This is a genomic window from Protofrankia sp. Cas4 (assembly GCF_963555915.1).
In the GTDB taxonomy this organism is placed as follows: domain Bacteria; phylum Actinomycetota; class Actinomycetes; order Frankiales; family Frankiaceae; genus Protofrankia.
In genome coordinates this window covers 11,726-12,625 of the sequence record NZ_CAUVXL010000195.1, presented here as the reverse complement: position 1 = coordinate 12,625, position 900 = coordinate 11,726, and the positions used below count along the sequence as shown (strand labels likewise).

The following is a 900-nucleotide window of genomic DNA, read 5'->3' as shown; positions in this document are numbered from 1 at the left end:
GCGGCCTGGCCGAGTGCCTGGGCGAGGTAGGGATTGCCGTGTCCGGTGGAGCCGCGGCCTTTCTTCTTGCCCGCGGACTCCTTGACCGTCGGAGCGAACGTGGCCCAGGAGGCGAGGTGGGCCGCGGTGGGGAAACGGGACATGTCGACGCCGATCTCGGCGATCAGCACGTAGGCGACGACCGGACCGACTCCGGGGATCTCATCGAGCTTCCCCACCGCCCGGGCACAAGGACGGATCTCAGCCTCGATCTTGGTTTCGATGTCGGTGATGTCGACGCTGATCGCGTCGATCCGGGCCAGCATCTTGGCGAGCAGGAAGGCGTGGTGGTCGGTGAAGTGTCCGGTGAACGCCTCCTCCAACTCGCCGATCTTGCCGCGTAGCCGGGTCCGGGCCAGCTGCGCCAGCGCCTTCGGGTTGCGTTCGCCGGCGACGAGGGCAGCCATCATGTCCCGGCCGGAGACCCCGAAGATGTCAGAGGCGACCACACTGAGTTTGATCTGGGCGTCTTCCAGCAGTTTCTCGGCCCGGTTCTTCTCCGCGCTGCGGGTGCCGACCAGGTCGACGCGGTAACGAGTCAGGTCCCGTAGCCGGCGGATCTCGACCGGGGGCACGAAGCTGGCCCGGATCATCTGCCGTTCCGCGACCTTGCACAGCCACACCGCGTCCAACTTGTCGGTCTTGGGCCGGCCCGGGAGGTGTTTGACGTCGCGGGCGTTGACCAGCCATACGTCGAACCCGGCCGCCTCCAGCACGTAGAACGGCGGCTTCCAGTAGTCCTAGGCGCGGTTGCCGCGGGACGAGTAGGCCTTGTCCGCGGCGACCGCGTCGGGTCGGGTGCGGGGACGCCCGACCGGCCCGGGGACCCGGACCTTCGCCAGCACCGGGGTGAACGGCGGG

1 protein-coding gene and 1 pseudogene are annotated in these 900 nt (G+C 68.7%); both read right to left on the bottom strand.

Translation table 11 applies throughout. The features are described from left to right. Positions 1-755: IS110 family transposase (locus U9979_RS18075; protein ID WP_322780309.1), on the bottom strand; the 755-nt coding region annotated here is incomplete at its 3' end. A gap of 27 nt (positions 756-782) precedes the next feature. Beyond that, positions 783-900, bottom strand: a pseudogene (locus U9979_RS18070) (IS5/IS1182 family transposase); the annotation flags it as partial.